Origin of the sequence: Streptomyces uncialis (assembly GCF_036250755.1) — a bacterium.
In the GTDB taxonomy this organism is placed as follows: domain Bacteria; phylum Actinomycetota; class Actinomycetes; order Streptomycetales; family Streptomycetaceae; genus Streptomyces; species Streptomyces uncialis.
Genome location: NZ_CP109583.1, coordinates 3,434,478 through 3,461,355 on the forward strand (window position 1 = coordinate 3,434,478; position 26,878 = coordinate 3,461,355).

The window sequence follows — 26,878 nt, forward strand, 5'->3', positions numbered from 1 at the left end:
CAGCAGCAACTCCTTGGGCTTGCGCGAGGGCTGACAGGATGTCATCGAGGGGTGGCCAGAGCGTGAGCGAGCGCGACGAGGCGTACGACGGGTTCGGCGATGCCGCACCCGACCGCACAGGTCAGGCCGAGGCGTTCGACGCCATCGGTGGACGGTACGACGACGCGTTCCCCCATAAGGAGGGGCAGGTCACCGCGGTGGGACGGCTGCTGGCCGAGCTGCCGGACAAGGCGCGCGTCCTGGACGTGGGCTGCGGCACCGGCGTGCCGACGGCCCGCCAGCTGATGGACGCGGGACACTCCGTGACCGGGGTGGACCTCTCCGAGGGGATGCTGGAGCTCGCGAGGGCCCATGTCCCGGAGGCCGAGTTCCTGCACCGGGACCTGGCCTCGCTGCGCGTCGAGGGGCCGGGCGGACTGGGCCGCTTCGACGGGATCACCTGCTTCTTCACACTGCTGATGCTGCCCCGCGCCGAAATACCCTATGCGCTGAGGCAGTTCCACCGGCTCCTCAAGCCGGACGGTGTCCTGGCGCTGTCGATGGTCGAGGCCGACCTCGACGACGCCGAGATCCCGTTCATGAGCCACTACATCCGCGTGTCCGGCTTCCTGCGCGACGAGCTGCGCGAGGTGGTGCGGGAGGCGGGCTTCGAGATCACCGCGGAGGAGCTGCACTCGTACGCGCCCGCCAGGGCGGACGCACCACCCGAGCACCAACTGTTCCTCAACTGCCGACGCACCTGATCACCGTGTGCCGCGCGGTTCCACCCGGCACCCGCCAGGTGACCGCTTGACCGCGTGGCGCGCAGCCCCGGACGGACGGATTCGACACGCGTGACGGAGCATCCACTGCCCTCAGAGGGCCGCCAGTACGGTACGGCCGGTCCTCCCGCCCCCGTGGACCCCCGCGGGGCACTGCTGCGTGCCCAGGCGTCGCCGGACCCGAGCGTTCCGGGGACGGCGTCCGCGATGCCGTCCCAGCCCCGCTCCGGCGGGGCCCGCGGCGGCGCGGACCCCGAACCCGCCTCCGGCGCGGAACACGCCCAGCCGAGCCCCGAGGGGTCCGGCGGGCGGGTCCGGTCCGGGCCCCGCCCCGACCCCGGCGGGCTGCCCGCCGAGGAGGGCCCGGCGCGGCACGACGGCGCCCGCGCGGAGCCGCAGACCACCCGCAGCGACCCGGAGGGCCCCACGGAACACGGTGAGAGCGTGCCGCGCGACCCGAAGGACGCGGCGGCCCCCGGGCCGCCCGGTGGGGTGGAGCGCCGGGGCGGCGCGCCGTCCGGCGGGCCCGCCGGGGTGACGCATATGCGGCGGGACGGTGACCGGCTGCGGTTCGTGGGCGCGGCGACCCGGCGGATCGCCCGCGGGCTGGACCTGGACGAGATCGTGATGGGGCTGTGCCGGGCGACCGTGCCGACCTTCTCCGACGCGATCCTGGTCTATCTGCGGGACCCGCTGCCCGTGGGTGACGAGCGGCCGACCGGCCCGGTGGTGCTGCGGCTGCGCCGGACCGACCGTATCCCCGAGGACCGGGACACCGAGGCGGGCACCCTGCCCGCCATCCAGCTCGACCTGGAGGCCACCGGGACCACGGAGCTGTGCACCGTACGGCCGGGCGGGGCGCTCGCCGAGGTGCTGCGCGGGGTGCGGCCGGTGTTCGCGGACGCCGCGCAGGACGCGCTGCCCGAGCTGCTCGGTGAGGCCCGTACCGTGCCGAACGGCCGGCACACGATCCTCGCGCCGCTGCGCGGACGCCGCCGGGTGATCGGCGCGGCGATCTTCCTGCGCCGCCCCGACCGTCCCGCGTTCGACTCCGAGGACCTGCTGGTGGCGGCGCAGCTCGCCACGCACAGCGCGCTCGGTATCGACAAGGCGGTGCTGTACGGGCGGGAGGCGTACATCGCGGACGAGCTCCAGCGGACGATGCTGCCGGAGACCCTGCCCCGGCCGACGGGGGTGCGGCTCGCGTCGCGCTATCTCCCGGCCGCGGAGACGGCCCGGGTGGGCGGTGACTGGTACGACGCGATCCCGCTGCCCGGCAGCCGGGTCGCGCTGGTCGTCGGTGATGTGATGGGTCACTCCATGACATCGGCGGCGATCATGGGGCAGCTGCGGACGACCGCGCAGACCCTGGCGGGTCTGGATCTGCCGCCGCAGGAGGTGCTGCACCATCTGGACGAACAGGCGCAGCGGCTCGGGCACGACCGGATGGCGACGTGTCTCTACGCGGTGTACGACCCGGTATCGCACCGGATCACGATCGCCAACGCGGGCCATCCGCCGCCGGTGCTGCTGCATCTGGGCGGGAAGGCCGAGGTGCTGCGGGTGCCCGCCGGTGCGCCGATCGGGGTCGGCGGGGTCGACTTCGAGGCGGTGGAGCTGGACGCGCCGGCCGGGGCGACGCTGCTGCTGTACACGGACGGGCTGGTGGAGTCGCGGCTGCGGGACGTGGTCGCGGGCATCGAGCAGCTGCGGGCCCGGCTGGAGGCGACCGCGCAGCTCACGGGTCCCGATCACGCGCCGCCGCTGGAAGCGCTGTGCGACGAGGTCCTGGACATGCTGGGGCCCGGGGACCGCGACGACGACATCGCGCTGCTGGCGGCCCGTTTCGACGGGATCGCGCCGAGCGACGTGGCGTACTGGTTCCTCGAACCGGAGGACCGGGCGCCCAGCCGGGCCCGGCGCCTCGCCCGGGGCGCCCTGAAGCGGTGGGGCCTGGAGGATCTGTCGGACTCGGTGGAGCTGCTGGTCAGTGAGGTGGTGACGAACGCGGTGCGGTACGCGTCGCGGCCGGTGACGCTGCGGCTGCTGCGGACCGATGTGCTGCGCTGCGAGGTCGGTGACGACGTACCGCAGCTGCCCCGGCTGCGGCAGGCGCGGGCGACCGACGAGGGCGGCCGTGGGCTGTACCTGGTGAACAAGCTGGCGCGGCGGTGGGGCGCGACCCGGCTGAGCACGGGCAAGGTCGTGTGGTTCGAGCTGGCGCGGAACCAGTCCCCGCCCGGCTGACCGCCGGTCCCGTGGCCGTGGGAGGGGTCCCACGGCCACGGGAGCCCTCCCACCGCCGGAGCGTGGCCAAATGCCACCGTCGGAGCGTGGCCAAATGTTGCCGACAGCCCGTCGGCGGAGTTGACTGGCGTGGTGGACGAAGCGCCCACACCCCGGGGGACATCCCCCCGTGTCCCCCGGCACCCTCACGCATGGGAGGACGCTCGTGACCGAGGCACCGAAACCCGCCCCGTACACGACGAACAACGCCGGTATCCCCGTCGAGAGCGACGAGCACTCGCTGACCGTGGGCCCGGACGGCCCGGTACTGCTCCAGGACCACTATCTGATCGAGAAGATGGCCCAGTTCAACCGGGAGCGGGTCCCGGAGCGGGTCGTGCACGCCAAGGGCAGCGGCGCGTACGGGTTCTTCGAGGTCACCAATGACGTCAGCCAGTTCACCAAGGCCGATCTGTTCCAGCCGGGCAAGCGGACTCAGATGCTGGCGCGGTTCTCCACGGTCGCCGGTGAGCAGGGCTCGCCCGACACCTGGCGCGACCCCCGGGGCTTCGCGCTGAAGTTCTACACCGAGCACGGCAACTACGACCTGGTCGGCAACAACACGCCGGTGTTCTTCGTGCGGGACTCGCAGAAGTTCCAGGACTTCATCCGCTCGCAGAAACGCCATCCGCGGACCGGGCTGCGCAACAACGACATGCAGTGGGACTTCTGGACGCTCTCCCCGGAGACGGCCCACCAGGTCACCTGGCTGATGGGCGACCGGGGCGTCCCGAAGACGTACCGCCACATGAACGGCTACAGCTCGCACACGTACATGTGGGTGAACGCGGGCGGGGAACGGTTCTGGGTCAAGTACCACATGAAGACCGACCAGGGCATCGACTTCCTGACCCAGGAGGAGGCCGACGAGCTGGCGGGCACCGACGCGGACAAGCACCGCCGGGACCTGTACGAGTCGATCGAGTCCGGTGACGCGCCGTCGTGGACGATGCACGTCCAGATCATGCCGTTCGAGGACGCGGCGGACTACCGCTTCAACCCGTTCGACCTGACCAAGGTGTGGCCGCACGGCGACTACCCGCTGATCGAGGTCGGCCGGATGACGCTGGACCGCAACCCGGAGGACTACTTCGTCCATATCGAGCAGGCCGCGTTCGAGCCGTCGAACATGGTGCCCGGGATCGGTCCGTCGCCCGACAAGATGCTGCTCGGCCGGCTCTTCTCGTACCCGGACACCCACCGGTACCGGATCGGCCCGAACTACGCGCAGCTCCCGCCGAACCGGCCGCACTCGCCGGTCGCCTCGTACGCGAAGGACGGTCCGATGCGTTACGCGCCCGCCCGGGTGGGCGCGGTGTACGCGCCCAACTCGTACGGCGGTCCGGCGGCGGACACGGAGCGGTTCGGGGAGGTCGCGGGCTGGGCGTCGGCCGGGGAGATGGTCCGGGAGGCGTACGCGCTGCACCGCGAGGACGACGACTGGGGCCAGGCGGGCACGATGGTCCGTGAGGTGCTGGACGACGCGGCCCGGGACCGGCTGGTGTCGAACATCAGCGGGCATCTGAAGGCCGGGGTGAGCCGTCCGGTGCTGGACCGGGCGATCCAGTACTGGCGCAATGTCGACAAGGACCTGGGCGACCGGGTCGCGGCCAACGTCAACGGCGGCTGACGGACCCACCGCCGCGCGAACCCCCTCGGCAGGAGGGACAGCAAGGCGCCCGGTCCCGTGTCCGGTGTTCCGGTACGGGTCCGGGCGCTCTGGCGTGCCGTGCGGCCGGGGCTCAGCCCTCGTCGGCGGCGGTGCCGGGTTCGGCGGGCTCCTCCGGGGACTGGCTGGTGGTGGGGGGCGGGCTGGTCGTGGTGGAGGGGGGGCCCGGCGATTCCCCGCCCGGTTCCTCCGGCTCGGTCCCCGGGTCGGTGCTGGGGCTGGTCGGCGGCGCGCTGCTGCTGGACCGCGCGGGCTCCTCCGGCTCCTGGCTGGTCTCGGTCTCCGGCTCTTCCTCCTCCTGCGTCCGCGAGGGCGCCGGAGTGGTCGGCGGCTGCGACGAGGGGGTCTCGCTGGGCTCGGCGGGCGGGGAGAACGCCTGCTCCTGCTCGATGTCCAGGTCGAACTCGGACGGCTGGCCGATCGCGCCGAAGGTGTAGTCGGCCCAGATCCGGGCGGGGAAGCCGCCGCCGCTGATCCGGCCGCCGCCGGTGGCGCCCTTGAGGCTGGTCTGCGATCCGCGGGCGACCTTGTCGCCGTTCTTGTCCTCGCGGTCCTTGGGCACCTCGCCGAAGAGGCCGACCGAGGTGACGAGGTCCGGGGTGTAGCCGGTGAACCACGCGGAGCGGTTCTCGTCGGAGGTGCCGGTCTTGCCCGCCACGTCCTGGTCGGGGTCGCGCACGGCGCTGCCGGTGCCGTCGTCGACCACTCCGGTGAGGACCGAGGTGACGGCGTCGGCGGTGGTGCGCTTGACGACCTGGCCGCCGACCGGGTCGGGGAGGTCGACCGTGCGGTCCTTGTGGGTCGCGGACCTCAGCACCGCCGGGGTGACCTTCTTGCCGTGGTTGTCGAGGGTCGCGTAGACCCCGGCCATCTCCAGCGGGCTGGCGCCCATGGTGCCGAGTGTCTGCGCGGGCACCGCCTCAAGACCCTTGACGTCCATCCCGAGGACGCCCGCCATCCGCATCACCTCGGGCATCCCCACATCGACGCCCATCTGTGCGAAAACGGAGTTGACCGACTTGTTCATCGCCTTCTGCACGGTGACGTCGCCGTAGTCGACATCGTCCTCGTTGGGCGGTGCGAAGCCGATGTCGCTGCCCACCACGGGGCGCTTGCTGTCGCCGTCGTAGACGGTGTTCGCGGTGATCGGGTCGCCGTCCTGGGTCTCGGCGTCCTTCTCCAGCGCGGCGGCGTAGATCAGCGGCTTGAACGTCGAGGCGGGCTGGTAGTCCCGGCGGGTCGCGTTGTTGGTGAAGTGCTTGAAGTAGTCCACGCCGCCGTACATCGCGACGACCGCGCCGCTCTTCGGGTCCACGGACGCGGCGCCCGCCTGGACGTCCCCGTCCACGGGCCGCTTCTTGGGATCGAGCTTGCTGGTGAGCTGCGTCTTGACGGCCTTCTCCAGCAGCTCCTGCTTCTTCTTGTCGATGTTCAGCGTGAAGGTCCAGCCACCCGCCTGGACCTGCGACTCGGCCTGCGACTGGGTCAGCCCCTCGGCGACGAAGCGCTTCTCCAGCTCGGCGTCGGCGGCCTGCACCAGATATCCGGTCTGGCCGCTCTGGCCGGGCGCGGGACGCGGCTCCTTCGGCACGGGGAACTTCTGCTTCTCGCGCTCCGCCGCGTCCAGCCAGCCCTTCTCGACCATGTTGTCCAGGGTCTTGTTCCAGCGGAAGGAGACCAGTCCCTTGCCCCGCTTCGAGGCGGTGGCCCAGTCGTACGAGCTGGGGGCCTGGAGCAGGGAGGCGAGATACGCGCCCTGGGCGACGGTGAGGTCCTTGGCGTCGACGCGGTAGTACGCCTGGGCGGCGGCCTGGATGCCGTGCGCGCCGCGACCGTAGTAGCTGGTGTTGATGTACCCGGCGAGGATGTACTCCTTGGAGCGCTCCCGGTCGACCTTCAGCGAGATGACCAGTTCGTTCAGCTTGCGCGTGACGGTCTGTTCCTGCGTCAGGTAGTAGTTCTTGACGTACTGCTGGGTGATCGTGGAGCCGCCCTGCTTGCCCTTGCCGGACAGGGTGTTGAGCACACCCCGGGCGGTGCCCTTCAGATCGACGCCCTTGTCGTTGTAGAACGACTTGTTCTCGATCGCGACGAAGGTCCGCTGCACATCCTGCGGGACCTGCTCCAGATCCACGATCTCGCGGTTCACCTCACCGGTGCGGGCGAGGATCGAGCCGTCCCGGTACTTGTAGACGTTGCTCTGCTTCTTGGCCTGGGCGTTGCCCTCGGGGACGTCGACCACGAGGTAGAGCACGACGAAGGCGGCCATGCCCAGCAGGATGAATCCGAAGAACGTGCCGAGCAGCTTCCGCCAGGTGAGGAACCGGCGTATGCCGGTGCGTCCGCCCCGGGCCGGGCGCCCGCGCCGCGTACGCCGCCCGGCGCGCTGGCGCGCCCGTCGTTCCTCCGCTCGCCCCATGGGTCCGCTCGCTCCGCTTCTCGCTCGTGTCCGGTCGCTCACCTGAGGTCAGCTCTGAAAACTAACACCGCACGTCGGGACAGATTCCGGCAGACCAGGTCATTTAGTGCCGTGACAAAGAGCACCCGTCCCACCGGAACCGACGACCTGGGGATGCGGAAGGTTGCCCTTTCCGATAAAGTGATATCACTTTGCTAGAACGGTTCCGGGCCTCCGATGCCCGGGACCCCTCACGGAACGGGGGCTTCCATGTCCGACGAAGGCTTGGCGGCGGCACGGAACGGCGGACCGGTGGACCGGGTGGGCGGCGGAGCGGATCTCCCGGACATGCCCGCGCCACGGGTCACCGAGTTCCCCGCGCACAGCATCGGCGGCGGACTCGCCCTGCTGCTGGGGCTGCTCGGCACGGCGGCCGGTGCGGTGCTGATCGTCGCCGGGGCGGTCAGCGCCTCGACCGGCGTCAAGGTCGCGCTGATCATCCTGGGCATCACGGTGGCCGTCCTCGCGCTCTTCGCGATGAGCGGACTGAACATGGTCGCGCCCGGTGAGGCCCGGGTCGTGCAGCTCTTCGGCCGCTACCGGGGCACCATCCGCACCGACGGGCTGCGCTGGGTCAATCCGCTGACCACCCGGGAGAAGATCTCCACCCGGGTGCGCAACCACGAGACCGCCGTCCTCAAGGTCAACGACGCGTACGGCAACCCCATCGAGCTGGCGGCGGTCGTGGTGTGGCGGGTCGAGGACACCGCGCAGGCCAGCTTCGAGGTGGACGACTTCCTGGAGTTCGTCTCCACCCAGACCGAGGCGGCCGTCCGGCACATCGCCATCGAGTACCCGTACGACGCGCACGACGAGAACGGGCTCTCGCTGCGGGGCAACTCCGAGGAGATCACCGAGAAGCTCGGTGTCGAGCTGCACGCCCGGGTCGAGGCGGCCGGGGTCCAGATCATCGAGTCCCGCTTCACCCATCTCGCGTACGCGCCGGAGATCGCGTCCGCGATGCTCCAGCGCCAGCAGGCCGGGGCCGTGGTCGCCGCGCGGCGGCAGATCGTCGACGGCGCGGTCGGGATGGTCGAGGCGGCGATCGAGCGGATCACCGAGCACGACCTGGTCGAGCTGGACCAGGAACGGAAGGCGACGATGGTGTCCAACCTGATGGTGGTGCTCTGCGGTGAGCGGGCGGTCCAGCCCGTACTCAACACGGGGTCGCTGTACCAGTGAGCCCCGACGAGGGACGGGAGCGCCGGGGGGACGACGGGGGTGTCCCCCCGGCGCGGCCCGACGACGGGACCGCCGAAGGCGGCGCCCCCGGCGCCCGGGACACCGGGAGCGCCGGGACGCGCGCGGCCCGGGCGGCGCGCAAGCAGGTACTGCTGCGGCTCGACCCGCTGGTGTACGACGCGCTGGCCCGGTGGGCGGGGGACGAGCTGCGGAGCGCCAACGCGCAGATCGAGTTCCTGCTGCGAAGGGCGCTGCGGGAGGCCGGGCGACTGCCCGGCGGAGCCAAGCCGATCCCCCGTCGGGGACGGCCTCCCGGCGGGGACGACTGACCCTCCGGGATCTCGGCGTACACGGACACATCCGGGGGCGCGGGGTCCACGCGGATTCGCGTGGACCCCGCGCCCCCGAGCTCCGCCAGCCCGGGGCGGGCCTGGATCGGAGCCGAGGCGCCGGCCGGTCGCACACGGTCGCCCACGCCTGTCGAGAAACTGTGACAAACACCCTTTGAACTGCGGAGACACCGCATTCAAGGGGCGGTCCCGCACAGCTATGCACCCCGCGTATACCTGCGGTGTATACGCCCTGTGTACAGTTCTCGTCATGTCCATCGGTCACACATTGCTAGGGCTCCTGGAATCCGGTCCCCGTCATGGGTACGACCTGAAGCGGGCCTTCGACGAGAAGTTCGGGCAGGACCGCCCCCTGCACTACGGGCAGGTCTACTCGACCATGTCCAGGCTGCTGAAGCACGGACTCGTCGAGGTCGACGGGATCGAGGCGGGGGACGGCCCCGACCGCAAGCGGTACGCGATCACCGACGCCGGCGTCACCGACGTACAGCGCTGGCTCGCGACCCCGGAGAAGCCCGAGCCGTATCTCCAGTCCGCGCTGTACACGAAGGTCGTCCTCGCGCTGCTCACCCACCGGGACGCGGCCGACATCCTCGACACCCAGCGCTCGGAGCATCTGCGGATGATGCGTGTCCTCACCGACCGCAAACGCAAGGGCGACCTCGCCGACCAGCTCATCTGCGACCACGCCCTGTTCCATCTCGAAGCCGATCTGCGCTGGCTCGAACTCACCGCCGCGCGTCTCGACAAGCTCGCCCAGGAGGTGCGCCCATGACCCCCGCCGGTTCCCTGCTGATCGCGACGGATCTGCGCAAGACGTACGGCCCCACGCCCGCGCTCGACGGAGCGCACTTCTCCATCCATCCCGGCGAGGTCGTCGCGATCATGGGCCCCTCCGGCTCGGGCAAGTCCACCCTGCTGCACTGCCTCGCCGGGATCGTCACCCCCGACTCCGGCTCGATCCTGTACCAGGGCCGGGAGATGCACGGCATGTCCGACGCGCACCGCAGCGCGCTGCGGCGCAGCGACTTCGGGTTCGTGTTCCAGTTCGGACAGCTCGTCCCCGAGCTGAGCTGTGTGGAGAACGTCGCGCTGCCGCTGCGGCTGAACGGCACCCCGCGCAAGCACGCCGAGGCCACCGCGCTCGACTGGATGCGCAGGCTGGAGGTCGACGACCTCAAGGACAAACGGCCCGGCGAGGTGTCCGGCGGTCAGGGCCAGCGGGTCGCGGTGGCGCGCTCGCTGGTGACCGGCCCCCGGGTGCTGTTCGCGGACGAGCCCACCGGCGCCCTGGACTCGTTCAACGGCGAGCGGGTCATGGAGCTGCTCACCGAGGCGGCCCGCTCCACCCAGGCGGCCGTCGTCCTGGTCACCCATGAGGCGCGGGTCGCCGCGTACTCCGACCGCGAGATCGTCGTCCGCGACGGCAAGTCCCGTGACATGGAGCGCGCCGTATGACCGGTACGCGGACACCCGCCCGGCCCGCGGTGGCGCGGTCGGCCGCCCCGCCCGCGCGCGGGGGCCTGGTGAGCGGATGGACCCGTGATCTGGGGATGGGGGTGAAGTTCGCCTTCACCGGCGGCCGGGAGTCCTGGGTCCGGACACTCCTCACCGCGATCGGGGTGGGCCTCGGGGCGGCCATGCTGCTGCTCACCACGTCCGTGCCGGAGGCCCTGGCCGAGCGCACCGCCCGCGGTGACGCCCGGTTGGACACGTCGTACTCCGGCAAGCCGCTGGCCAAGGCGGACAACACCCTGCTGACGGCCCCGGCCGACACGTCCTTCCGGGACAGGGACGTCCGCGGACGGCTCCTCAAGGCGGAGGGGCCGCGAGCCCCGCTGCCGCCCGGGCTCGGCGCGTTCCCGGCCGTGGGCGAGATGCACGTCTCCCCCGCCCTGCGCGAGCTGCTGGCCTCGCCGGACGGAAAGCTGCTGAAGGACCGCCTTCCGTACCGGATCAGCGGCACCGTCGCCGACGAGGGGCTGATCGGCCCGGCCGAACTCCTCTACTACGCGGGGTCCGGCGAGCTCGACGGCCTCACGGCCGACGAATCCCTCGCGACACGGATCGACAGCTTCGGCGCCAAGACGCTCAAAGAGCCGCTGGACCCCATCCTGATGCTGCTGGTCGTGATCATCCTGGTGGTCCTGCTGATGCCGGTCATGGTGTTCATCGCCACGGCCGTCCGCTTCGGCGGGGAACGGCGGGACCGGCGGCTGGCCGCGCTGCGCCTGGTCGGCTCGGACGCGCGGATGACCCGCCGGATCGCCGCGGGCGAGACGGTCGCGGGCGCGCTGCTCGGACTCCTCTTCGGCGTCGGGATGTTCCTCGCCGGCCGGCAGCTGGCCGAGCGGGTCACCGTCGAGCGGATCTCCGTCTTCCCCGAGGACCTCAGCCCCACCCCCGCGCTCGTCGCGCTGGTACTGGTGTCCGTGCCGGTCGCCGCGGTGGCCGTGACGCTGTTCGCGCTGCGCGGGGTCGTCATCGAGCCGCTCGGTGTCGTCCGGACGTCCGCGCCCAAACCGCGCAAGCTGTGGTGGCGGCTGCTGGTGCCGTTCCTCGGACTGCTGATGCTCGTCCCGATGTTCGGACAGGGCTCGGAGGGCGGGTTCTTCAACACGTACCTCGTCGTCGGCGGTACGGTCCTGCTGCTCGTCGGGATCACCGCGCTGCTGCCCTGGGCCGTCGAGGCCCTGGTCGGCAGGCTCGGGGCCGGGCCGGTGGCCTGGCAGCTGGCCGTCCGGCGGCTCCAGCTCAGCAGCGGGAACGCCGCCCGGATGGTCAACGGCATCGCCGTGGCCGTCGCCGGAGCGGTCGCCCTCCAGATGCTGTTCGCCGGGATCGAGGACGACTACACGATTCCCGGCCAGGGCCCGGTCCGCGCCCAGATGGACGTCTATCTGCCCGAGTCGGTGTCCGTGTCCGACGCCGAGCGCAAGCTGTCGGGCACGACCGGGGTGGAGCGGACCGTCGCGATGGCCATGGGCTGGGCCGGGGGGCACCGGAAGGACTCCGACAGCTCGGTGCCGATCACGGTCGGCGGATGCGAGGTGCTGCGCGAGGTGGCGAAGCTGCCGTCGTGCCGTGACGGTGACACCTTCCTGATCGACTCCGCCACCGACAGCGGCAAGCGGGCCAAGAAGCTGGCGGACCGGGGCGGCACGCTCTATCTGGACCCCTCGTCCGAGATGTTCAAGGGCGCGGAGGCCCCGTGGCGGCTGCCCGGACGGCTCACCAGGGCCGAACCGGCGCCCGACCCCACCGGATACAGCCGGGACGGGTTCCTCGTGACCCCCGGGGCGTTCCCGGACGACACGGCCGGCGCGCTCCACCCGAGGGTGTTCATCCAGATCGACGAGGACCAGCCGGACGCGTACGAGTACGCGCGTACGGCGACGGCCCAGCTGAGCCCGTTCGCCTCCCCCTCGACGTACAACGCGCCGCAGAGGGCCGAGCCGTTCGAGAACATCCGCACCGGACTGTCCATCGGGGCGTCCTGTGTGCTGATGCTGATCGGCGCGAGTCTGCTGATCTCCCAGATCGAGCAGTTGCGGGAGCGCAAGAAGCTGCTGTCGGTGCTGGTCGCGTTCGGGACGCGGCGGCGGACCCTGGCGTGGTCCGTGATGTGGCAGGCGGCGGTCCCGATCGCGCTGGGGCTGGTGCTGGCGGTGATCGTGGGACTGGGTCTCGGCGCGGTGCTGCTCACGATGACGCGGGAGAGCATCCGGGTCGACTGGGACAGTCTGTGGGCGATGACCGGGATCGCGGCGGGGGTGGTGTTCCTGGTGACTGCGCTGAGCATGCCGGCGTTGTTCCGCCTGATGCGGCCGGAGGGCCTCCGCACGGAGTAGCCCTCCGGGTCCCCCTTTCCCGGGGCCCCGGGTTCCCTCCAGGAGCCCGGGGCCCCTCAGCCCGTCCTTGTCCCCGTACTGGTTGTCCGGGGTGCGCGGTTCCCCGCGGGTCGCCTTCGCTTGCGCTTGCGAGGTTTGTCCGGCTGGGCGCACTTGTCCCGTGCGGGTCGCTCGTGGGGTGCGCAGTTCCCCGCGGGTCGCCTTCGCTTGCGCTTGCGAGGTCTGTCCGGCTGGGCGCACGTGTTCCCGTGCGGGTCGCTCGTGGGGTGCGCAGTTCCCCGCGCCCCTGGGGTTCCCCACCTGGGCGGACTTGTTCCTGCACAGGTTGTCCGGGGGTGCGCAGTTCCCCGCGCCCCTGGGTGGTGCCCCATTGCGGTTGCCCTTCGGGTGCGGGCCGTCCTCGTTGGTGCGCAGTTCCCCGCGCCCCTGGGTGGTGCCCCGTTGCGGTTGCTCTTCGGGTGCGGGCCGTCCTCGTCTTCGCGCAGTTCCCCGCGCCCCTTTGGGGGCGCCCGCCTGGGGCTTTCGTCCGGCTGCGGGCTGTCAGCGACCGGGGTCGGGGTTCAAACCACCCTCCTCCCGCACTCGCGCTGCTGCGGGAGGGGGTGGGCGGGAATCTCTGCTCGCAGACTCCGATGCTCTTCAGTCGGGCAACGAAACGAATTACCGAGCGTGTCGGATCGAGGACGGAGAATCCCGACCGGCACCGACCCGAAGAACGGCAGAACGCGCCCCAAAGGGGCGCGGGGAACTGCGCGAAACCACCGAACGACGGCACAGGAACAAGCGCGCCCACCCGGACAGACCTAGGAAGCGCAAGCGAAGGCGACCCGCGGGGAACTGCGCACCCCACGAACGACGGCACAGGAACGAAGTACGCCCAGCCGGGCAGACCTCGAAGGCGCGAGCGGCGGGGGCTAACGGAGGACCCGGACCGGCAGTCCCGCGAGGCGTTCGCGCAACGCGTGCGCCAGCTCGCCGTACTCGGCACCCCGCGCGGCCCCCGTCCGCATCACCAGCGCGACCCGCCGGCTGGGCGCCGGCTCCGCGAACCGCCCCGTCCGCAGCCGCACGTCCCGCGCGGTCTCCACCGGCACCGCCGTCCGCGGCAGCAGCGTGACCCCCAGCCCCCCGGCGACCAGCTGGACCAGGGTCGACAGCCCGGCGGCGGTCGTCGTCACCGGACCGTCCGCCCGCCCCGCGTGCCGGCACACCTCCAGCGCCTGGTCCCGCAGACAGTGGCCCTCGTCGAGCAGCAGCAGATCGAGCCCGCGCAGCGCGTCCCGGGCGATCCCCTCGCGCCCCGCGAGCTCGTGCTCGGCCGGGGTGACGAGCACGAAGTCCTCCTCGAAGAGGGGCAGCTCGGTCACCCCGGGCACCCCGAGCGGCACCGCGAGCAGCAGCAGGTCGAGCCGTCCGCCGGTGAGTCCGTCGACGAGGGAGGCCGTCTGCTCCTCGTGGACCTCCAGCTCCAGCGACGGATAGGTGTCGTGGGCGAGCCGCAGCACCGTCGGCAGCAGATAGGGCGCGACCGTGGGGATCACCCCGAGCCGCAGTGTCCCGGTGAACGGCGCGCGGACGGCCGCGGCCTCCTCCAGGAGGTCACCGACCGCGTCCAGCACGCCCTTGGCACGCCAGGCGAGCCGTTCCCCGGCGGGCGAGAGCAGCACCTTGCGGGTGGTGCGTTCGAGGAGCTGGACCCCGAGCACGTCCTCCAGCGCGGAGACCGCGCCGGACAGCGCGGGCTGGCTCATCCCGATGGCCGCCGCCGCGTCCCGGAAGTGCAGATGCTCGGCGACCGCGGCGAAGGCCCGGAGCTGGGCGATACTGGGCTGCTTGCCCCGGCTGACAGCGCCCGCTCGCAGGGCGCCCGGCTTCCCGGCCACTGATTCGTTCCTCCGATCACGGCCCGGCCCCGGGGGCCGGGACCGCCCCGGACCTGCCCGGAACGTACCGTTCCCCCAGATGTACCATCCGGCCGCATTGATCGGCGAACCGGATCACAGTGACCGTACTGATCGATTTCACCGGCGGTCGCGCTGTGTGACAGGGTGGATTTGTCCAAACCCTCACGCCCCATGGAGTTACCCCCGTGCTCACTGTCGGTGACCAGTTCCCCCTGTACGACCTGACTGCCTGTGTCTCGCTGGAGACCGGCCAGGAGTTCGCGCAGATCGACCACAAGACCTACGAGGGCAAGTGGCGCGTGGTGTTCTTCTGGCCGAAGGACTTCACCTTCGTGTGCCCGACGGAGATCGCCGCGTTCGGCAAGCTGAACGACGAGTTCGCCGACCGTGACGCGCAGATCCTCGGCGCCTCCGGCGACTCGGAGTTCGTGCACCACGCCTGGCGCAAGGACCACGCCGACCTGCGTGACCTGCCCTTCCCGATGCTCGCGGACTCCAAGCACCAGCTCATGCGGGACTGCGGCGTCGAGGGCGAGGACGGCTTCGCGCAGCGCGCCGTGTTCATCGTCGACCCCAACAACGAGATCCAGTTCACCATGGTGACCGCGGGCTCCGTCGGCCGTAACCCCAAGGAGGTCCTGCGGGTCCTCGACGCCCTCCAGACGGACGAGCTGTGCCCGTGCAACTGGACCAAGGGCGAGACCACCCTGGACCCGGTCGCGCTCCTGGCCGGTGAGTGAACATGGCCCTCGACGAGCTGAAGTCCGCGATACCGGACTACGCCAAGGACCTGCGGCTGAACCTCGGTTCGGTGATCGGCAACAGCGACCTCCCGCAGCAGCAGCTGTGGGGCACGGTGCTGGCCTGCGCGATCGCCTCCCGCTCCCCGATCGTGCTGCGTGAGCTGGAGCCCGAGGCCAAGGCCAACCTCTCCCCCGAGGCGTACACCGCCGCGAAGTCCGCCGCCGCGATCATGGCGATGAACAACGTCTTCTACCGCACCCGGCATCTGCTGTCGGACCCGGAGTACGGCACGCTGCGCGCCGGGCTGCGGATGAACGTCATCGGCAACCCCGGTGTCGAGAAGACCGACTTCGAGCTGTGGTCCCTCGCGGTGTCCGCGATCAACGGCTGCGGCCAGTGCCTCGACTCGCATGAGCAGGTGCTCCGCAAGGCCGGGGTCGACCGCGAGGTGATCCAGGAGGCGTTCAAGATCGCCTCGGTGATCCAGGCGATCGGCGTCACGCTGGACTCCGAGGCCGTCCTGCGCGGCTGAGCGCGACGGAACCGGGGAAGGGCCCGGCAACGGCTGTCTGCCGTTGCCGGGCCCTTCCGCGTACGCGGTCCGCGCCGGCCGGGTACGGATGAGGGGGCGTCAGCCGTCCGGGCGGTCGGCGGGCGACGGCGGCGTCCCCGGACCGGGTTTCTCCAGCGACATGTCCGGGGCCGACCCGGGCTGGACGGGTGCGATGCCCAGCGCGGTGGCGCCGTGCGGCGGCGGCGAGTCCCGCAGCGCGTACTCCCGCGCGTAGGTGCGCAGATAGCCGACGACCGTGTTGGTCACCGCGACCAGCGGCACCGCGACGACCGCGCCGCCGATCCCCGCGACCATGCCCCCGGTGGCGACCGCGAGCACCACCGCGAGCGGATGCACCCGCACGGCCCGGCCGAGGATGAACGGCTGGAGGATGTGCCCTTCGATCTGCTGCACCATCAGCACCACCCCGAGCGTCAGCGCCGCGGTGACCACCCCCTGGGTGACCAGCGCGACGACCACCGCCAGCGCCCCGGACACCACCGCGCCGACCAGCGGGATGAACGCGAACAGGAAGATGAACACCGCGAGCGGCACCGCCATCGGCACCCCGAGGCCGTAGATCCCGAGCCCGATGAACACCGCGTCGATGAGGGCCACGATCACCGTGCCGCGCACATACGCGGTGAGGGTCCGCCAGGCCCGCGGTCCGGCCCCGGCGATCCCGCCGCGCGCGGCGCTCGGCACCAGCTTGAGGACCCACTCCCAGATGCGGCGTCCGTCGTACAGCAGGAACAGCGTCGAGAACATCGTCAGCAGGATGCCGGTCAGGGCCTCGACGATGACGGTGACGCCCTCCAGCCCGGCGGACGTTATCGAGTCGGTGTTGGCCCCCACGGCGTCCCGCAGGGATCCCGCGATGTCGTTGATCTGGTCCTCGGTGACATGGAACGGGCTGTTGAGCAGCCAGTCGCGCAGGTCGTCGATGCCGTTCTGGACCTGGCCGGAGAGATTGTCGATGTTCTCCATGACCTGCCACACCACGAACCAGCCGACGAGCCCGAGGAAGACGAACCCGAGGATCGCGGTGAGCGCGGTCGCCGGTCCGCGGGGCACCCCGTGGCGGCGGAGCTTGGCGACGGTCGGCTGGAGCAGCGCGGTGATGAGCAGCGCGGCGACGAACGCGAGGACGACGAGCTGCACGGCACTGATGACCCGCATCAGCACCCACAACGTGCCCGCGAGGACGAGCAGTCGCCAGCCGACCTCGGCGGCGACCCGCAGCCCCCAGGGCACGGCGGCGGCCGGGTCGGGCCGGGCGGCGAGGGCCGGCAGATAGGTGACGGGGGTCGCGGGTCCGGCGTCCGGGTCGTCGACGGCCGGGCGCGGGCTCGTGTCACCCGCCGCGCGGCCGTGGTCATCCGTACGGCGGGCGCGCGGGTCGCGGTCGTCGGGGTAGTCGGGGTCGCCGCGGCGCTCGGCGGCGGCGCGGCGCGCCTCCCACTGGGCGCCGAGGTGGGTCAGCCCGGACCCCAACCGGCCCAGCCAGGCTGGTACTCGTGACATGATCCGTACCTTTTCCCGGCGTCCGTCCCGCTGTGCGCGTGCGCCGCGTTTCCCGCTCACCGATCCCCCCGGGGTCCCCGGAGCCCGCCCAACCGTACATGGCCGAAGCCCCGCACCGAAGGACGGTGAGGGGCTCGGAAAGGTTGAGCGGTGCTCCCCGGTCCGGTCGGGCGGACCGGGCCGGGGTGCGGTTCAGCGGCCGGTCAGTACCAGCGGTTGGCCTGCCAGAAGTCCCAGGCGCCGCAGGGGCTCCCGTAGCGTTCCTCCATGTAGCTGAGGCCCCACTTGATCTGGGTGGCCGGGTTGGTCTGCCAGTCGGCGCCCGCCGTGATCATCTTGGAGGCGGGCAGCGCCTGGAAGAGACCGTAGGCACCCGAGCTCGGGTTGACGGCCTTGTAGTTCCAGTCCGACTCGTGGTCGACGATGTTGCTGAAGCACTGGTACTGGTCGCCGGGGACCACGGCACGGGCCATCGACTGGATCTCGGCGATGCTGTACGAGCCCTTGGCCGTCGTCGGCAGGCTGCCGGTCGCGGAGGTGGACCGGGTGGCCGAACGGCTGGCGGCCTCCTTCTCCTCGGCCTCCTCGCGCTCCTTGGCCTCCTTCTCGGCCTTCGCCTTGGCCTCGGCGGCGGCCTTGGCCTCCGCCTTGGCCTGCTTGGCGGCCTGCTGCTTGCTGACGGCGTCCTTGGCCGCCTGGACGCGGGCGTTCTCCTCCGCGTCCTTCTTCGCCGCGGAGTCGGCGGCGATGGCCTGGGCGTCCGCCTGCTGGGTCAGCGAGGAGGTCATGACCTGGGCCTGCTGGCCCGTGGGAATTTCCGCGAGGAGGGTCGCGCCGGCCGCAGCCGCCTCGAAGTCGTTCGGGGAATCCTGCGGGGTACCCGAGGCGACGCCTACGACGGCGCCGACAGTGGTGACCGCGGTGGCGGAGGCCACGGCGAATCCCCGGACCGAGATCCGGCTCACACGATTTCCTTCCAGCATCGCCCGTACGGGTGACCCTCACGGACGCGATCGTGCCCTTGGCGCTGGCCTCCGAACTGCGGGGTCACGGGAGGCACGGACCCGGTGGACAACTCCCCTGACGGGAGCGGCCCGTGGTGCTCGGGCGGCATACGACGACAGTATGGAGTTCTGGACCGCTGTGGCGCCGGCGACCCTGAGGTGCCGGACAGCCGGGAGTGTCGTATGCGGGGCCTGACAGGACTGAGACTCTGCCGTAGCCGTACACCGCAAGGCAATTCCCGTTTACGTGGGAAAGCTCACACCCAGCTCAGGCCAGGGCTTTACCGAAAATCGCCCCATGACACGACGCCGCCCGGCTAAGCTCTCGGGCTTCCCACAGCTCCGAGGCCCGCCGGGCGGCGCCCAACACCCCCCAAAGGGGAGCGAATACGGTGAGACACCGTAAGACGCGGCTCCTGTCCTCCTACAGGTGCCCGTCCTCCAGCATCTCGGTCACCAGGGCCGCGATCTGCGAACGCTCCGAACGCGTCAGCGTCACATGGGCGAAGAGGGGATGCCCCTTCAGCTTCTCCACGACGGCGACCACCCCGTCGTAGCGGCCGACCCGCAGATTGTCCCGCTGCGCCACATCGTGCGTGAGGACCACCCGGGAATTGGCCCCGATCCGGGACAGAACGGTCAACAGGACGTTCCGCTCCAGCGATTGGGCCTCGTCCACGATCACGAACGCGTCGTGCAGCGAACGCCCCCGGATATGGGTGAGCGGCAGCACCTCCAGCATCCCCCGCGCGGTGATCTCCTCGATCACCTCACGGCTCGTCACCGCCGACAGCGTGTCGAAGACCGCCTGCGCCCACGGGCTCATCTTCTCGGCCTCGGTGCCCGGCAGATAGCCCAGCTCCTGCCCGCCCACCGCGTACAACGGCCGGAAGACCATCACCTTCTGATGCTGCCTGCGCTCCATCACGGCCTCCAGGCCCGCGCACAGCGCCAGCGCCGACTTGCCGGTACCCGCCCGGCCACCCATCGACACGATGCCCACGTCCGGGTCGAGCAGCAGATCCAGCGCGATCCGCTGCTCCGCGCTGCGCCCCTTGATCCCGAACGCCTCCCGGTCCCCGCGCACCAGCCGCACACCGCCCTCGGCGGTGATCCGGCCCAGCGCCTTGCCGCGCTCCGACTGGATCGTCAGCCCGGTGTGCACCGGGAGTTCCGCCGCCTCCGGGACGTACAGGCTGTCCTGCTCGAACAGCAGGTCGACCTGTTCGGCGGAGAGCGACAGCTCGGACATCCCGGTCCAGCCGGAGTCCGTGATGGCGAGCTCCGCGCGGTACTCCTCGGCGAGCAGCCCCACCGACGACGCCTTGATGCGCAGCGGCAGGTCCTTGGAGACGACGGTGACGTCGTACCCCTCGGCCTGGAGATTGCGGGCCACCGCGAGGATGCGGGAGTCGTTGTCGCCGAGCCGGTACCCCGCCGGGAGGACTCCCGGGTCGGAGTGGTTCAGCTCGACCCGCAGGGTGCCGCCGAGCTCCCCCATCGGGAGCGGGGCGTCGAGTCGGCCGTACCGGACCCGGAAGTCGTCCAGCAGGCGCAGTGCCTGCCGGGCGAAGTACCCGAGCTCCGGGTGATGCCGTTTGGCCTCCAGTTCCGTGACGACGACGATCGGCAGGACGACTTCGTGCTCGTCGAAGCGGGTCATCGCGTTGGGGTCGGCCAGCAGGACGCTGGTGTCGAGGACGTAGGTGCGCCGGTCTGGCAGGCGGCGCTTCGAGCTGGTCACCACGGAAGGACGTACCCCCTCGGATGAGGTCGGGGAGCCACGGAGCCGCAGGGCACCCCACAGGGATAGGGCGAACCGGGGTCGGGCCGCGAGGCGCGGGCCGCACGCCGGCCCTCCGCCTCGTCCGTACGGTACGTACGGTGCACCTGGTGCAAGGAGCCTCCCGGGCGGACGGCCCATGCCGTCCGCTGAGATCCGGCATCCCTCCCGGTACCGCTGACCGATACCGCTCGGATGCCGACCTGGGTGGCTTATTCCCTTCTGAACGCGCCCCCATGCAGGACCGGGTGACGACACCTTGACGAATGCCTGGTGAACGCCGCCCCACCGGGTGGGCACAAGACCGGATTCAGCCGCCGTAGCGCCGGTGCCGGGCCGCGTAGTCGCGCAGCGCGCGCAGGAAGTCCACCTTGCGGAACGCGGGCCAGAAGACTTCGCAGAAGTAGTACTCGGAGTGCGCCGACTGCCACATCATGAACCCGGAGAGCCGCTGCTCACCGCTGGTGCGGATGACGAGGTCGGGGTCGGGCTGGCCCCGGGTGTAGAGGTGTTCGGAGATCACGTCGATGTCCACCAGCTCGGCGAGTTCCTCGAAGCTGGTGCCCTTCTCGGCGTGGTCCAGGAGCAGCGAGCGCACGGCGTCGGCGATCTCCTGGCGGCCGCCGTAGCCCACGGCGACGTTCACGAGTATCCCCGTGTTGTCGAGCGTGGCCTGTTCCGCCTCCTTCAGGACCAGTTGCGTCCGCGCGGGCATCAGATCCATGGTGCCCACATGGTGGACACGCCAGCGTCCGTCCCGGGCGAGACCGCTCACCGCGTCCTCGATGATCCCGAGCAGCGGCCCGAGCTCGGACTCGGGGCGGTCGAAGTTGTCCGTCGACAGCATCCACAGCGTGACGACCTCGACGTCCGTCTCGGCGCACCAGCCGAGGAATTCGGAGATCTTGTCGGCCCCGGCCCGGTGTCCCTGCGTCGTGGTGCCGCCGGACGCCTTGGCCCACCGGCGGTTCCCGTCGAGGATGACCCCGATGTGCTTCGGTACCTGATCGTGGTCGAGGCGCCCCTCCACCCGGCGTGCGTAGAGTCCGTACACCAGGTCACGCAGGTTCACGTTGAGTCAGCCCCTTGGTGGAAATAGCAGTCGCCGAGGGGCGCCACCCTACCCGTGCGCACGTGCCGCGCCGACCCAGGGGCGAGCGGCTTCTGGAGTAGTTTCGGGCATATGAACGACACCACCCTCTACCGCGCGCGACCGGCCCGTTACGACACGATGGAGTACCGGCGATCGGGCCGCAGCGGACTCAAGCTGCCCGCGATCTCGCTGGGCCTGTGGCACAACTTCGGCGACGACCGCTCGCTGGAGTCGCAGCGCGCGATCCTGCGCCGGGCCTTCGATCTGGGCGTCACACACTTCGACCTCGCCAACAACTACGGTCCCCCGCCGGGCTCCGCCGAACTGAACCTCGGCAAGCTGATGCGGCAGGACTTCGCCCCGTACCGGGACGAGCTGGTCCTCTCCACCAAGGCGGGCTACCTCATGCACCCCGGCCCGTACGGGGAGTGGGGCTCCCGCAAGTATCTGCTGTCGTCCCTGGACGCCTCGCTGAAGCGGATGGGCGTCGATCACGTCGACATCTTCTACTCGCACCGTTTCGACCCGCACACCCCGCTGGAGGAGACCATGGACGCGCTGGCGTCCGCAGTCCAGCAGGGCAAGGCGCTGTACGTGGGGGTGTCGTCGTACACCGCCGAGCAGACGACGGAGGCGGCCCGGCTGCTGCGGGAGCGGGGCATCCGCCCGCTGATCCACCAGCCGTCGTACTCGATGATCAACCGCTGGACGGAGGACGACGGGCTCCTCGACGTACTGGAGGACGCCGGGATGGGCTGCATCTCCTTCGTCCCGCTGGCCCAGGGCCTGCTGACGGGCAAGTATCTGAACGGCGTCCCGGAGGGTTCCCGCGCCAGCCAGGGCAAGTCGCTGGACCCCGGTCTGCTGAGCGACGAGGTCGTCCGCCGGCTGCGCGGTCTGAACGGCATCGCGGAACGCCGCGGCCAGAGCCTCGCCCAGCTGGCCCTCACCTGGGTGCTCCGCGACGAGCGGATGACCTCGGCCCTGATCGGCGCGTCGAGCGTCCGCCAGCTGGAGGAGAACGTGGCCGCGCTCGACGGCCCCGAACTGACCGCCGACGAACTCCGCGAGATCGACGAGTACGCGGTGTCCACCCCCGGGACGAACATCTGGGCGGGCCGCGGCTGAGCGTCGGGGTTCGTGTGGATCCGGGTCGGGGCGTCCGTGTGGATCCGGGTCAGGTCCGGGGCCGCGGCTTGCTTGAGCGGGTCCGGCCCTGTGACTCGGGGCGGGCGTCGGTCCGGCGCTGTGACTTGGTGGGCCGGGCCTGATCCGGCGGTGCGCGCTGCCGGGTCGGCCCTGCGGTTTGCCGGGCCGGGCCGGGGTTCGGCGGGGGTCGCGCCCGGTGTCGGGGCGGACGGCCTGGGCCGGAACAGGGGACGGGCCGGTCCGTGGGGGGGGATACGGACCGGCCCGAGGGGGGGTTTCCACCATAACCCTTCGCCTGTGGGACCGCGTGCGCGCCACACGGACGACTACGCTCCGAAACCGTCCGGCGACCCTCCGGTGAGGTGTGCGGGTATCGCGCTCACCGGAGAAGGTGCCGGTACAGGGCCTTCGACCAGGCATTCCACGGCTCGGTGTGGTGCGGTGCGGTCCGCTCGGCACGGGCGTGCGCGGTCCCTCTTGGGGGTGACGGGGGTGGCTGCACGGGGTTGACGCACAAGTCGGGACGGGCGGGTGCCGAGCCCCGAGCGTGGGTGCCGGGACGGGGCATCGGCGGCCGGCCGAGGGGCTGTCGGCATCGCGCGGCCCCCTCCACCGCGCGATACCGCCCGCGCAGCTTTGCTGACGCGAATTACCTTGTCCGAACTTACGTGACGCTCACCGCTGGATCGAGCCATGCCCGATAACGATGTGGCGACCCCTGGGGCACCCCGGGGTGGGGGGCGGACGGGGTGGTCAGCCCTGGCCGCCGGGTTCGCCCTGCCCGGTACGGGGTGTGGTGGGCGTGCGGCCACCCGGCGCACGCAACGGACGCCCGGCACGGCGCGGGTGGTCCACCCGCGCGGGTCCGGCGGCGCCCCCGCCCCGCTGGACGGCATCGGCGCGGCGGGCGGGCGCGGTGGAGGTGACGGGGGTGGTGGGGGCGGGGGTGACCGGGGCGGTCGGGGCGGTGGCCCCGGAACCGGTGCTGCTCGGTTCCGGGGCGGGGGTCAGGCCGGGGGCGGCGGTCGGTGCGGGGGCGGAGCCCGTCCTGGGGGCGGGGGTCGAGCCGGGTGCGGGGGCGGCGGTCGGTGACGGGGCCGCCGTCGCCGCGTAGCCGGGGTGCTTGCGGGCGACGATGCTCTCCATGTGCTGGAAGCCCCACTCACCCAGGGGGCCCAGCGCGGCGTTCAGCTGGGCGCCGACCTCGGTGAGCGAGTACTCGACCCGGGGCGGGACCTCGGCGTACACCTCGCGGTGCACGATCCCGTCCGCCTCCAGTTCCCGCAGCTGCTGGATCAGCATCTTCTCGCTGACGCCCACCACCTCACGGCGCAGCTCCCCGAACCGCAGCGGACCCTCGGCGTCGTACAGACCCCAGAGGATCAGCGGCTTCCACTTGCCTCCCACGACATCGACGGCCGCGTCGAGACCGCACAGATAGGGACCCCGGACCTTACCCATGGCCAACTCCTCGTCACGGCATATCACTTGTGCCCATCACTTACGCGAACGACAGTACTGCCCCTTCGCGCGGGTGGGCACCTTCCGGCGGCTCAGCGGCCCCCCGGTCGGCGGGCCTCGATCAGGAATCGGGAGCTGTGCGCGACGAAGGGCCCGTCGCGCCGGATGTCCTCATGCAGCTCCCGGAGCCGGTCCCGGTAACGCTCCACCGTGAAGCCCGGCACCATCCACACCACCTTGCGCAGGAAGTGCACCACGGCGCCCACGTCATGGAACTCCATCCGCAGCCGCTCGGACCGCAGGTCGACCACATCGAGTCCGGCGGCCTCCGCCGCACGCCGGGCCGCCCGCGGGTCACGGGCCCGGCGCACCCGCTCGGGCTGGGGCCCCAGGAAGTACTCGACCACCTCGAAGGCGCTGGCGGGCCCGACCTCCTGGGAGAAGTACGTACCGCCGGGACGCAGCACCCGGGCGGCATCCGTCCAGTGCGCCCGCACCGGGTGACGGCTCACGACCAGGTCGAACGCCCCGTCCGCGAACGGCAGCGGATCGTCCTGCCCGGCGGCGACCACGACCACCCCGCGCGGCCCCAGCCGGGCCGTGGCACGGGCGACGTTGGGCGGCCACGCCTCGGTCGCCGCGACGAGCCGGGGCAGCACCGGAACGGAATCGAGCACCTCACCGCCCCCGGTCTGGACGTCCAGCGCGGCCGAGGCCCGCCCCATCCGCTCACCCATGGCCCGGGCGTACCCCCACGAGGGACGCTCCTCGGTGGCACGGCCCTCGAACCACGAGAAGTCCCACCCGTCGACGGGCGCGGCCTCGGCCTCGGCGACCAGAGCGGAGAAGCCGGAGGCACCGGCGGAGGGGACGGGACCGTTGGAGGCCGGGACGGTGGGGTTCTGATCGGTGGGGTTGGGATCAGCGGAGGCGGGTCCGGCCGGGGCGGGTCCGACCGGGGCTGGGCCGGCCGGGGCTGGGCCGGAGGTTGCGGAGGGGTCGGGGGCGGGGACGTCCATGACCTCGATGGTGTCAGGAGCGTCCGGGGTGGGCGAACGGATTACGGGGGGCGGGGGGCCTCGGGGGAGGCCGGCCGGAGGGCCGGGGCGGGGGTCCGGTAGCCCGGGGTACTGGTCGGGGTACTGGAGGGAGGGGGATCGGGCTGGAGGGCCCGGGGTTGTCAGTGGCCGGTGCTAGGTTCCCCGGATGAGCTCACATGTGCCCTGGACCGGGGACGAGAAGGAAGTACTCCGCGTCAGCCTGGACCGGCACCGCGACGCGGTGCTGTGGAAGCTGGAGGGGCTGGACGAGGAGCAGCTCCGCCGTCCGATGACCCCGACCGGGACCAACCTCATCGGACTCGTGAAGCATCTGGCGTCCGTCGAGTACGGCTGGTTCTGCGAGACCTTCGGGCGCCCGGTGGAGCCGCTGTGGTTCGACCCGGCCACCGATGAGGACAGCGTCCTCGGGCCGGACGAGACGTCCCGGCAGATCGTCGACTTCTACGGCCGGGCGCGCGCCGCCGCGGACCGCGTGATCCTGGAGACGGCGCTGGAGGACACGGGCACGGCGTGGCACGGGGCGACCGTGTCGATGCGGTGGGTCCTCGTCCATATGGTCGAGGAGACCGCCCGTCACGCCGGCCATGTGGACATCCTGCGGGAGCTGATCGACGGGGCGGCGGGCGACCACCGGCCCGGCTCACCCCGCTAGCGACAGGGCCTGGGACCGGTCGGGCCCCGGCGCTCAGGGGGAGGCCGAGCCCGCCGCCTTGTCGCCGCCGTTGTCCTGGGGTTCGGTGGCGGCCCCGCCGCGGGGGAACGACACCTCGACCCGCCGGTTCTTGCGGCGGCCCTGTTCGGAGGAGTTGTCCGCGATCGGATAGTCCTCGCTGTAGCCGCGGACCGCGTACGTCACCTCGGGGCCCAGGTCGGCGGCGAGCGCGTCGTGGACGGCGTCGGCGCGGCGTTTGCTGAGCAGCTTGCCGTGCTCGTACGAACCGAGGTTGTCCGTGAAGCCGAAGACCCGGATGTCGGTGGCCTTCGCCGACTTGATCTCGCCCGCGATCGTCCTGATCCGGGACAGCGCCTCCGGGTTCAGCTTGGGACTGTTCTTGGGGAACAGGACCTCCGCCTGAAGGGCGAACTTCACATCGGTGTTGGTGTCCTCGCGGCGTTCCTCGCCGCCCAGGTCCTCGACCACCGACTTGATGTCCAGCACCTTGGCCGAAGCGAGCGTGGCCCCGTCGGCGAGCCGCAGCCCTGGGCTGTTGCCGTCCACCTCTTGCGGCGGCCCCGCGTCGGAGACGCTGCCGGGCGGGGTGCTGGGGTCACCGGGGTCGGCGTGGGCGGGCGGGACGGTGAACACCAGGGTCAGCAGAAGAGGGACGGTGACGAGGGGGGTGACGACCCCGCCCGAACGCCTTCGCGGCGCACGACGGGGGTGCCCCGCGCTACGCGCGGGTTCGGGGACTCCGGTTACGGGGGCGGCGGCCATGGGTCACTCGCCCTCGGAGATCTCGATGGCGGCGGGCGGCATGGAGCCCACCTGGAAGTCGACCTTCGTAGTGCCTTCGGGGGGGGAGGGGAACTGAGCGAACCACTCCGTGGTGTCACCGGACATGATGCCTCCCGTGAATCGGGTGCACAGGCACCTGCCCTCGGTGTCGCGAAGCACGAAATACTTCTTCTTCCCCGCGTTGTCGACCAGGCTCGCACCTGCAATGGAGCCACCGTTCTTGGCGAGTTCACTCTCGTCCCCGCGCCATTCCCCGGCTGACCAGGGCTTGCCCGAGCCGTTCTGTACCTTGCCCTGAACAGTGACGAACCCTCCTTGGCCGCGCTCGGCCGAGGTAACGATCAGGGTCAGTCCCCCACCCTTGACAGTGGACATGACCTGCTCGACCGGCGCCTGCGACTGAACTTCCTCGGACTCATTCGCCGTGTTCTTATCTGGCGATGAAGCGGAAGGCTGACCGGAGACCCGCTTTTCATCGCTGCCACCATCACCTCCGCCACAGCCACCAACGGTGAGGAACAGGCCAGCGACGGCTACGACCGAGGCAAGCTTCCTGCTACTGGTTCTGTCCCGCCGGAGGTTCATCGGT

Annotated in this window: 21 protein-coding genes and 1 pseudogene; 12 read left to right on the top strand and 10 right to left on the bottom strand. The window is 71.4% G+C overall.

Annotation, left to right across the window (positions count from 1 at the left end):
- The first annotated feature begins 38 nt into the window (after positions 1-38).
- The 3 genes from OG711_RS13975 (at position 39) to OG711_RS13985 (ending at position 4,677) form a co-directional block, all read left to right on the top strand.
- Positions 39-743 carry a class I SAM-dependent DNA methyltransferase gene (locus OG711_RS13975; protein WP_329559375.1) on the top strand — a complete coding sequence of 235 codons (705 nt, stop codon included), beginning with the start codon at positions 39-41 and terminating at the stop codon, positions 741-743.
- Positions 744-833: 90 nt separating this feature from the next.
- Positions 834-3,008 (top strand): ATP-binding SpoIIE family protein phosphatase, encoded by a 2,175-nt coding sequence (locus tag OG711_RS13980; protein ID WP_399505509.1) that lies wholly within the window; start codon positions 834-836, stop codon positions 3,006-3,008.
- A gap of 205 nt (positions 3,009-3,213) precedes the next feature.
- Complete coding sequence (locus tag OG711_RS13985) at positions 3,214-4,677, top strand: catalase (protein ID WP_329559376.1); 1,464 nt, start codon at positions 3,214-3,216, stop codon at positions 4,675-4,677.
- Positions 4,678-4,789: 112 nt separating this feature from the next.
- Here the strand turns inward: OG711_RS13985 and OG711_RS13990 are convergent, their stop codons facing one another.
- Positions 4,790-7,135 (bottom strand): transglycosylase domain-containing protein, encoded by a 2,346-nt coding sequence (locus OG711_RS13990; RefSeq protein ID WP_329559377.1) that lies wholly within the window; start codon positions 7,133-7,135, stop codon positions 4,790-4,792.
- A 327-nt stretch (positions 7,136-7,462) separates the two neighbouring features.
- On the opposite strand from OG711_RS13990, the gene OG711_RS13995 reads away from it, so the two are divergent.
- The 5 genes from OG711_RS13995 (at position 7,463) to OG711_RS14015 (ending at position 12,557) form a co-directional block, all read left to right on the top strand.
- Entirely contained in the window at positions 7,463-8,356 is an 894-nt protein-coding gene (locus tag OG711_RS13995; RefSeq protein WP_073785556.1) for an SPFH domain-containing protein, read from the top strand.
- The gene (locus tag OG711_RS39120; protein WP_399505506.1) at positions 8,353-8,685 is read left to right on the top strand and encodes an AT hook motif protein; all 333 of its coding nucleotides are present in this window, start codon (positions 8,353-8,355) and stop codon (positions 8,683-8,685) included. The genes OG711_RS13995 and OG711_RS39120 overlap by 4 nt, the downstream gene beginning before the upstream one ends.
- 271 nt (positions 8,686-8,956) lie before the next feature.
- Positions 8,957-9,481 carry a PadR family transcriptional regulator gene (locus OG711_RS14005; protein WP_073784514.1) on the top strand — a complete coding sequence of 175 codons (525 nt, stop codon included), beginning with the start codon at positions 8,957-8,959 and terminating at the stop codon, positions 9,479-9,481.
- A complete protein-coding gene (locus tag OG711_RS14010; protein ID WP_073784512.1) occupies positions 9,478-10,164 on the top strand; it encodes an ABC transporter ATP-binding protein in 687 nt (228 codons plus the stop codon). The genes OG711_RS14005 and OG711_RS14010 overlap by 4 nt, the downstream gene beginning before the upstream one ends.
- Positions 10,161-12,557, top strand: a complete 2,397-nt coding sequence (locus OG711_RS14015; RefSeq protein WP_405673439.1) for an ABC transporter permease — start codon at positions 10,161-10,163, stop codon at positions 12,555-12,557. The genes OG711_RS14010 and OG711_RS14015 overlap by 4 nt, the downstream gene beginning before the upstream one ends.
- A 914-nt stretch (positions 12,558-13,471) precedes the next feature.
- Here OG711_RS14015 and OG711_RS14020 read toward each other — a convergent pair.
- Positions 13,472-14,440: a LysR substrate-binding domain-containing protein gene (locus tag OG711_RS14020; RefSeq protein ID WP_329559378.1), complete on the bottom strand. Its 969-nt coding sequence runs from the start codon at positions 14,438-14,440 to the stop codon at positions 13,472-13,474.
- A 206-nt stretch (positions 14,441-14,646) separates the two neighbouring features.
- Between OG711_RS14020 and OG711_RS14025 the strand changes: the two genes are divergently transcribed.
- Both OG711_RS14025 and OG711_RS14030 read left to right on the top strand, forming a co-directional pair.
- On the top strand, positions 14,647-15,201 hold the full coding sequence (locus OG711_RS14025; protein ID WP_329559379.1) for a peroxiredoxin: 555 nt from the start codon (positions 14,647-14,649) through the stop codon (positions 15,199-15,201).
- 2 nt (positions 15,202-15,203) lie between these two features.
- Entirely contained in the window at positions 15,204-15,737 is a 534-nt protein-coding gene (locus tag OG711_RS14030) for an alkyl hydroperoxide reductase (protein ID WP_073784508.1), read from the top strand.
- Positions 15,738-15,836: 99 nt separating this feature from the next.
- Here the strand turns inward: OG711_RS14030 and OG711_RS14035 are convergent, their stop codons facing one another.
- From OG711_RS14035 to OG711_RS14050, 4 genes are all read right to left on the bottom strand, one after another.
- The gene (locus OG711_RS14035; protein ID WP_329559380.1) at positions 15,837-17,282 is read right to left on the bottom strand and encodes an AI-2E family transporter; all 1,446 of its coding nucleotides are present in this window, start codon (positions 17,280-17,282) and stop codon (positions 15,837-15,839) included.
- Between the two features lie 203 nt (positions 17,283-17,485).
- Positions 17,486-18,247, bottom strand: coding sequence for an aggregation-promoting factor C-terminal-like domain-containing protein (locus OG711_RS14040; protein ID WP_455433314.1), 762 nt, complete (start codon positions 18,245-18,247; stop codon positions 17,486-17,488).
- A 463-nt stretch (positions 18,248-18,710) separates the two neighbouring features.
- Complete coding sequence (locus OG711_RS14045) at positions 18,711-20,033, bottom strand: PhoH family protein (protein ID WP_073784504.1); 1,323 nt, start codon at positions 20,031-20,033, stop codon at positions 18,711-18,713.
- Between the two features lie 346 nt (positions 20,034-20,379).
- Positions 20,380-21,141: an isoprenyl transferase gene (locus OG711_RS14050; protein ID WP_073784502.1), complete on the bottom strand. Its 762-nt coding sequence runs from the start codon at positions 21,139-21,141 to the stop codon at positions 20,380-20,382.
- 111 nt (positions 21,142-21,252) lie between these two features.
- Between OG711_RS14050 and mgrA the strand changes: the two genes are divergently transcribed.
- Entirely contained in the window at positions 21,253-22,290 is a 1,038-nt protein-coding gene (gene mgrA / locus OG711_RS14055) for an L-glyceraldehyde 3-phosphate reductase (RefSeq protein WP_266508236.1), read from the top strand.
- A gap of 1,137 nt (positions 22,291-23,427) precedes the next feature.
- Here the strand turns inward: mgrA and OG711_RS14060 are convergent.
- Positions 23,428-23,772 (bottom strand): annotated as a pseudogene (locus OG711_RS14060) (winged helix-turn-helix transcriptional regulator); the annotation flags it as partial.
- Positions 23,773-23,864: 92 nt separating this feature from the next.
- Positions 23,865-24,791 (bottom strand): methyltransferase domain-containing protein, encoded by a 927-nt coding sequence (locus OG711_RS14065; RefSeq protein WP_329559381.1) that lies wholly within the window; start codon positions 24,789-24,791, stop codon positions 23,865-23,867.
- A gap of 187 nt (positions 24,792-24,978) precedes the next feature.
- Here OG711_RS14065 and OG711_RS14070 point away from each other — a divergent pair, with 187 nt between their 5' ends.
- Positions 24,979-25,485: a DinB family protein gene (locus OG711_RS14070; RefSeq protein WP_266508240.1), complete on the top strand. Its 507-nt coding sequence runs from the start codon at positions 24,979-24,981 to the stop codon at positions 25,483-25,485.
- A gap of 33 nt (positions 25,486-25,518) precedes the next feature.
- On the opposite strand, the gene OG711_RS14075 is transcribed toward OG711_RS14070, so the two are convergent.
- Together OG711_RS14075 and OG711_RS14080 are read right to left on the bottom strand one after the other, a co-directional pair.
- Entirely contained in the window at positions 25,519-26,139 is a 621-nt protein-coding gene (locus OG711_RS14075) for an OmpA family protein (protein ID WP_405673444.1), read from the bottom strand.
- A gap of 132 nt (positions 26,140-26,271) precedes the next feature.
- A complete protein-coding gene (locus OG711_RS14080) occupies positions 26,272-26,874 on the bottom strand; it encodes a hypothetical protein (protein WP_329559382.1) in 603 nt (200 codons plus the stop codon).
- Between the last annotated feature and the right edge of the window lie 4 nt (positions 26,875-26,878).